Source organism: uncultured Campylobacter sp., assembly GCF_938045775.1.
In the GTDB taxonomy this organism is placed as follows: Bacteria; Campylobacterota; Campylobacteria; order Campylobacterales; family Campylobacteraceae; genus Campylobacter_B.
The window spans coordinates 1-5,913 of the sequence record NZ_CALIBH010000268.1 but is presented as its reverse complement, the minus strand read 5'-3'; the positions used below and the strand labels follow the sequence as shown (position 1 = coordinate 5,913).

General features: G+C 48.2%; 9 protein-coding genes. 2 read left to right on the top strand and 7 right to left on the bottom strand.

The window, feature by feature from the left end; all coding sequences use genetic code 11:
* Positions 1–635: saccharopine dehydrogenase NADP-binding domain-containing protein (locus Q0238_RS11130; RefSeq protein WP_297946042.1), on the bottom strand; the 635-nt coding region annotated here is incomplete at its 3' end.
* A gap of 87 nt (positions 636–722) precedes the next feature.
* Here Q0238_RS11130 and Q0238_RS11125 point away from each other — a divergent pair.
* Entirely contained in the window at positions 723–848 is a 126-nt protein-coding gene (locus tag Q0238_RS11125; RefSeq protein WP_297946040.1) for a hypothetical protein, read from the top strand.
* A gap of 173 nt (positions 849–1,021) precedes the next feature.
* On the opposite strand, the gene Q0238_RS11120 is transcribed toward Q0238_RS11125, so the two are convergent.
* From Q0238_RS11120 to Q0238_RS11105, 4 genes are all read right to left on the bottom strand, one after another.
* The gene (locus Q0238_RS11120; protein WP_297946038.1) at positions 1,022–1,195 is read right to left on the bottom strand and encodes a DUF2892 domain-containing protein; all 174 of its coding nucleotides are present in this window, start codon (positions 1,193–1,195) and stop codon (positions 1,022–1,024) included.
* Positions 1,189–1,401 (bottom strand): DUF2892 domain-containing protein, encoded by a 213-nt coding sequence (locus Q0238_RS11115; RefSeq protein ID WP_002949192.1) that lies wholly within the window; start codon positions 1,399–1,401, stop codon positions 1,189–1,191. The genes Q0238_RS11120 and Q0238_RS11115 overlap by 7 nt, the downstream gene beginning before the upstream one ends.
* 10 nt (positions 1,402–1,411) lie before the next feature.
* Positions 1,412–2,758: an FAD/NAD(P)-binding oxidoreductase gene (locus Q0238_RS11110; protein ID WP_297946035.1), complete on the bottom strand. Its 1,347-nt coding sequence runs from the start codon at positions 2,756–2,758 to the stop codon at positions 1,412–1,414.
* Positions 2,759–2,823: 65 nt separating this feature from the next.
* Positions 2,824–3,459 carry a Crp/Fnr family transcriptional regulator gene (locus Q0238_RS11105; protein ID WP_297946033.1) on the bottom strand — a complete coding sequence of 212 codons (636 nt, stop codon included), beginning with the start codon at positions 3,457–3,459 and terminating at the stop codon, positions 2,824–2,826.
* Between the two features lie 167 nt (positions 3,460–3,626).
* Between Q0238_RS11105 and Q0238_RS11100 the strand changes: the two genes are divergently transcribed.
* Positions 3,627–4,586: an SLAC1 anion channel family protein gene (locus Q0238_RS11100; RefSeq protein WP_297946031.1), complete on the top strand. Its 960-nt coding sequence runs from the start codon at positions 3,627–3,629 to the stop codon at positions 4,584–4,586.
* Between the two features lie 287 nt (positions 4,587–4,873).
* Here Q0238_RS11100 and Q0238_RS11095 read toward each other — a convergent pair whose 3' ends face one another.
* Together Q0238_RS11095 and Q0238_RS11090 are read right to left on the bottom strand one after the other, a co-directional pair.
* Positions 4,874–5,359: a hypothetical protein gene (locus tag Q0238_RS11095; RefSeq protein WP_297946029.1), complete on the bottom strand. Its 486-nt coding sequence runs from the start codon at positions 5,357–5,359 to the stop codon at positions 4,874–4,876.
* 42 nt (positions 5,360–5,401) lie between these two features.
* On the bottom strand, positions 5,402–5,913 hold a 512-nt coding region (locus tag Q0238_RS11090; RefSeq protein ID WP_297946027.1), incomplete at its 5' end, for a LysE family transporter.

Genomic DNA, 5,913 nt, shown 5'->3' with positions numbered 1-5,913 from the left:
ATCTGCATCGGCTCGGTCTCTTTCCACTCGCCGCGCTCCCAGTAGCGGCCCTTTGCGCTTACTTCGCGCAGGTTGATTTCAGGGTTAAAATTCGTCGCAAACGGATATCCATGGTCGCCTGCGTTGCAGTCTAGGATGTCGATCTCATGGATCTCGTCAAAGAGATTTTGCTGCGCGTAGGCGCAAAATACGTTCGTCACGCCCGGATCAAAGCCGCTTCCTAGCAGCGCCATCGTGTTTGCGGCTTTAAACTCGCCGTCCTTCGCCCACTGCAGCTTGTACTCAAATTTCGCCGTGTCTGGATGCTCGTAGTTTGCGGTGTCGATGTATGGGATGCCGGCGCGAGAGCACGCGTCCATGAGAGTTAGGTCCTGATACGGCAGCGCCACATTTAAAAGCAAATCGGTGCCCGTTTTTTTGATGAGCGCGACCACTGCGTCGGTGTCGTCCGCGTCGATCTGGGCGGTATCAATCTGCACGCCAAAGCGGTCTTTTATAAATTTAGCGATCGCGTCGCACTTGCTTTTGGTGCGGCTTGCAAGGGTGATTTTTGTAAAAACGTCCGCGTTCATCGCGCATTTTACGGTCGCGACTTGGCTCACGCCGCCCGCGCCTATGATTAAGATATTTGACATTTGGGCTCCTTTAAATTTTAAATTTAGCTGCAATTTTAGCAAATTTAAGATGAATTTTAAGAGGCGAGGTGTAATTAATCATAAAGTTTGACTATAGCTGACGCGGAGCGCAAGCTCGCTCTAACAAGAGCGCCGAAAGCGGCTAGCGCTAAAATTTACGCGGATAGCGGCATGCCGATTGACGGCGGCACGAGATTAAATTTACCACATTAAATTTACCGCCCTGCATCGCGCGATAAAATTTTAAGCCTTAAGCGCTCGTTTAAATTTAACGTTCCGCGGCAAGGCGTGGAGAATTTAAAATTTAAAGCTCGCTCGCTTCGCCGCTAAAATTTATCGCGCCTCTTGCCCCAAGCACGCGATAAAACCGCATACCGCAGCTAAATTTAACGCTTTAGCGAGCAGCGGTTTAAAAAGTAGCAAGCCGGGCAAAATCCCGTGACGCCCACGATAAAGGGCACGAGTCCGACCAGTCCCCACCAGCTGCTAAACACCACTCCCGCGATCATTATCGCTAGTCCGATCAGCGCTCTTATTATCCTAGTTTTTTTACTTAGCATTGTGTTTTCCTTTCTTTGTTTTTACATTTTTTACACGTATTTATACCAAAAAATTTATAAAGAGGACAATAACCGTAAACAGCTGTCAGTAGCGGCACGAGTCCGACCAGCCACAGCCAGCACTCGCAGACGAACCCAAATGCGTATATCCAAACCGCAGCGATTACTAGGCGGATAGTTTTATCTAAAATCCCAACGTTTTGCATTTTCTCTCCTTTACGCTAGGCCTCTTATCATGCCTTGCATGACCATCGGCTTCATCATATATAGCTTCATCGCCCAGTTTAGATAGCTCTCGCGAGTCGCGCCCATGCACGCTATCGTAGGCTCGGGCTTGCCCGTCCAGTTAAACTCTACCATCACCGCCTTGCCGAATTTCGTTAGTAGCGGGCAGGCAGTGTAGCCGCCGTATCTAGCACTCGGTTCGCGTCCTTTTATAGCGTCGGCTAGATTTTGCGCCAGCACTGGATACATCTTGCGTATACTAGCTCCGGTTTTACCGGCGGGAAATCCGCAAACGTCGCCGATGGCAAATATATTTTTAAATTTCGAGTGTTGCAGCGTCTCGCGCGTGAGGCTAATCCAGTTGCCTGCCACATCACCCTTTTCTACGCTTAGCCCTGCATCGGCGTAGATTTTAGAAGCCTTCACGCGAGGCACTAGGTGTAGGTAGTCAAATTTTACTTCGACTAGCTCTTTAGCGAGTTTATTTTCGCCGTTTTCGCGGTACGGCATAGCGTGCTCAAATACCGCTATATTGGCACTTTTGTCCACCTCAACCAGCTGATGCGAGGTAAAATACTTCACGTCTCGCTCCTCTAGCATCCCTTCTATCATTTTAGCATAAACAGGAGCGGAAAATATAGTCCGAGCGCCCGAGTATATCGAGATATCAAGCTTATCTCTGTTGCCTAAATTTCGCGCCATATCTTCGGTTAGCAGCGTTACTTTTTTATTTGCGCCCGAACACTTCATCGGTGTTTTGTTGTCGCTAAAGACTATCTTGCCGCCTTCTTTGCCGACTTTTTTCATTATGCCGGACATAGCAACGGCGCCAGGGATCGTGTAGATAGAAGTCACGTTGTCGCTACCGATATCGTCGGCGCTAAGCCCTTTTACGCTCTCAAACTCATACTCCGCTCCGCTAGCTATCACGAGGTAGTCGTAGTTCAAATTTGACCCGTCCTCTAGCTTGACGGAATTTGCCGCCGGATCTATGGATGCGGCATTTTGTTTTATCCATTTTACGCCGTCTGGGATCAAATTTGATTTTTCGTAGGTTATGTCTTCGGGCAGATAGTGACCGGCTGCGATGAGCGTAAAGCCGGGCTGATAGTAGAAGTACTCGTCCTTATCAAGGACAGTTAGTTCGGCGTTTGGCATATCTCGTCGTAATTTCGCCGCTAGGCTGATGCCGCCTAGACCGCTGCCGATTATTAGGATATTTGCGCGGATGTCCGCATTTTCTCCCGCATTTAGCTTGCTAGCCCCTGCGACTCCCGCCGCCGCTAGCCCCGCCGCGCCTAAAATTTTCAAGACGCCTCTTCTGTCGATGCTTTGCATAAAAGCTCCTTTTAGAAGTTATTGTCAAATCATAGCGCATTTTAAAATTTAAATATGTAACAAAGTCACCTTAACGTCACGACTCCGCGTTTTAGCTCGACGAGCCCCTTTTTCTGCATCTCTTTTAGCGCTCTTGATACAGCCTCTCTCGCGCTAGCGATGTCGTTTGCGATCTGTTCGTGCGTGATCTTTAGCCCGTTTTTCGCGCCGTTTTGCTCGAGGAAATTTATTATTCGCCTAGTTAGTGGCAAAAACAGCGTCTGATCCATAGCGGTTATCGCCGAGCTAAAGCGCGTAGCCATGAGCTCTAGCGCGTGATTTGCCACCTGCGGATAGTTTTCGCGTAGCCTCTTAAATATCTCTCTTGGTATCAAAATCATCCGCACGTCATCTTCGATTTGCAAATTTATCTCCGCTTGTAACGCTCCTAGCGAGCAAAAGCCGCACAGCATACAGCTATCGCCGTCTTGTAGGTTAAAGACGGTGATCTCTTTAAAATTACTCGTGCTAACCAGCCCGCGCGCACGCCCGCTTATGATGATCGCGTAGCCCAGACAACCGTCTTTTAGGTATATCCTCTCGCCTTTTTTAAAGCTTCTTAGCGTCGCGCTTTTTAACACTGCCTCTTTATCCTGTGCACTAAGCGTAAATTTAGACGTAAACCGTTGCTTTAGCGTATCTTTTAGCTCGTCTCCCAACATACGCGCTCCTTGGTTAAATTTGGCTTTGTTTAATTATATTTTCTTTTACGTAAAAGCGCGGTAATAAAATTTAGCTACAAAATATTTTAAGCATTGATTTATTTCGTGACCAACTCACCGAAATTGCGCTAAAATTGGGGTAAAATTTAGAAAAAACAAGGAAAAATATGAAAACGCAGGATGAAAAACCAAGCTGGCTGCAGCACTTTCCGATCATGTTTTACACCGTAGTTATGGGGCTTGGCGGACTAGCTCTCGCATACGAGCGGCTAAATTTGATATTTGATATCTCAGGCGCGGTTTTTGAGATTTTACGCGGCGCGGCTAGCCTAGCATACGCGCTCATCTGCGCTTGTTACGCGGCAAAACTCATCAGATACCCGCAGGCTTGCAAGGCGGAGTTTTTCCACCCGGTGCGCGTAAATTTTTTCGCCGCATTTTCGATTGGCACGCTGCTAGTCGCCTCGCTCTGGCGGGACTTCGCGCCCGTTTACGATGCGCTTTTTTGCGTGGGCGTAGCGTTTCAGACCTTTATCACGCTGCACGTCGTGTCTTTTTGGATCAAAAATAACGTCCAGATCGCGCACTCAAACCCAGCGTGGTTCATCCCGATCGTGGGCAATCTCTTCGTCCCGCTAGCAGCGCCCGCTGCGAGCGAGCTTGCGTGGTATTATTTTGCTATCGGGATATTTTTTTGGCCCGTGCTTTTTGCAGTTTTGTTTTACCGCATCATCTTTCACGATCAGATGCCGCAGAAATTTATCCCGACGCTTTTTATCGTGATCGCGCCGCCTGCGATAGCGTTTTTAGACTACGTCAAGCTCACCGGCAGCTTTGACGTCACAGCGAAGATCATGCTCTACATCACGCTATTTTTCGCGCTTCTCATCCTTTTTATGTTTAAAAGCTTTTTGCGGCTTAAATTTTTCCTCTCGTGGTGGGCGTTTACCTTCCCGACGGCTGCGGCTAGCATCGCGTTTTTGCGAGCGTTTAAGTTTAACGGGATCAAATTTTTCTTGTTTGCGGGAGCGGCGGGTTTTGCTATCTTATGCGTTTTTATAGGTATCGTGGGCTTTTACACGGTAAAAGCGATGCGGCGCGGCGAAATTTGCGTGCCTGAGGAGTAAAATTTCATGCGAGCTCGGTTAAAAATTTTGACGGGCGCAGGGCAAAGCGGGCTAGAACGCCGGCGGGCAGTAGGGTAAAATTTGCGTATCGAAGGATAAAAATTTACATGTAGCTTTAAATTTGAAATTACGATAAATTGAACCGAGCGGAATTTTATCGTTGCAGAAAGTTTGTCTAAATTTAGCTCGTCACGTGTTTTAGAGTTTAAATTTATACGCTACAGCAAAGAAGCGTAGTGCGATATTTACGATCGAGGCGGCACCGATCTTGCGCCGCACCACTAAAATCAAATTTCGTAGCGATAAATTTTGCCAAAATTTTCATCCAGAGTGTAGCTAAACTCACCGCCTGCGTAATATATTGTCTCGCCACCCTCCAGCTCGAAGCGCTGATACACGCGCAGCACGACCTCGTTTTCGCTGATGCCTTGGACATGGATAAAAATATCGCTCTTTCTGCCCGCGGTCATCGCCATTTGGTAGAGCTGATTAAATAGCGCGTATTCCGGATCTTTCTCGGCATCCTCTTGCGATAAAAAGCCCTCCAGCACGCCCAGCATCTCCGCGCGAAATTCCGTCCTGGCGCGCGCATAGGCGTTTTGGATATTTTCGATCTGGTTGGTATCGAGTAAATTTAAAAGCGAATGTTTGCCCACGTAAAGCGTCGCGCTCGATGTGATTTTGCCGTCCTTGTCGGTCACTAGTCGCAGAGCTTTCTCTACGCGCCACAAGGCCTCTTTTAGTTCAAGCCCGCTTTCAATTTCAATTTTCATCATAGATCCTTTATCAAGAATGCGGAATTTTAGCGTGAAATTTTAAATTTTAAAGACAAACTTCGCGATCAGATACGCCATATACAGCATCAAAACCCCCACGAGCGCATCGATTATGCGCCATGCCCTACTGCTTGCAAAAAGCTTCGAAAGTGCGCTTGAGCCGTAGCCCAAGCCGAAAAACCATGCAAACGATACAAACATAACTCCCGCGTAAAACCACGGCTTTTGTGCATCCGCGATCGTAGCGCCGAGCGAGCCCACGACCACGACGGTGTCTAAATACACATGCGGATTTAGAAGCGTCACCGCAAGGGCTTTGGCTACGACGGGCGCTAGCGGGCTATTTGTCGAGTTTTGGATCTTGGCAAAATGCGAGCCCCTGCAGGCGCTAAAAAACGAGCTTAGCGCGTAGCAGAGCAGAAATATGATCCCGCCTATGCTTAAAATTTGGGTAAGAAGCGAGTCTTGCTTAAGGGCGCCGCCGATTAAAAATATCCCTACGGCCGTAAATACGGCATCGCTTAGCGCGCAGACCGTGCAAACAGCCGCGA

Bases quoted from the DNA above. Each gene is read 5' to 3' on its own strand.
- Q0238_RS11115 (WP_002949192.1), bottom strand. From the start codon at position 1,401: ATGCAAAACGTTGGGATTTTAGATAAAACTATCCGCCTAGTAATCGCT.
- Q0238_RS11105 (WP_297946033.1), bottom strand. From the start codon at position 3,459: ATGTTGGGAGACGAGCTAAAAGATACGCTAAAGCAACGGTTTACGTCT.
- Q0238_RS11120 (WP_297946038.1), bottom strand. From the start codon at position 1,195: ATGCTAAGTAAAAAAACTAGGATAATAAGAGCGCTGATCGGACTAGCG.
- Q0238_RS11110 (WP_297946035.1), bottom strand. From the start codon at position 2,758: ATGCAAAGCATCGACAGAAGAGGCGTCTTGAAAATTTTAGGCGCGGCG.
- Q0238_RS11100 (WP_297946031.1), top strand. From the start codon at position 3,627: ATGAAAACGCAGGATGAAAAACCAAGCTGGCTGCAGCACTTTCCGATC.
- Q0238_RS11095 (WP_297946029.1), bottom strand. From the start codon at position 5,359: ATGAAAATTGAAATTGAAAGCGGGCTTGAACTAAAAGAGGCCTTGTGG.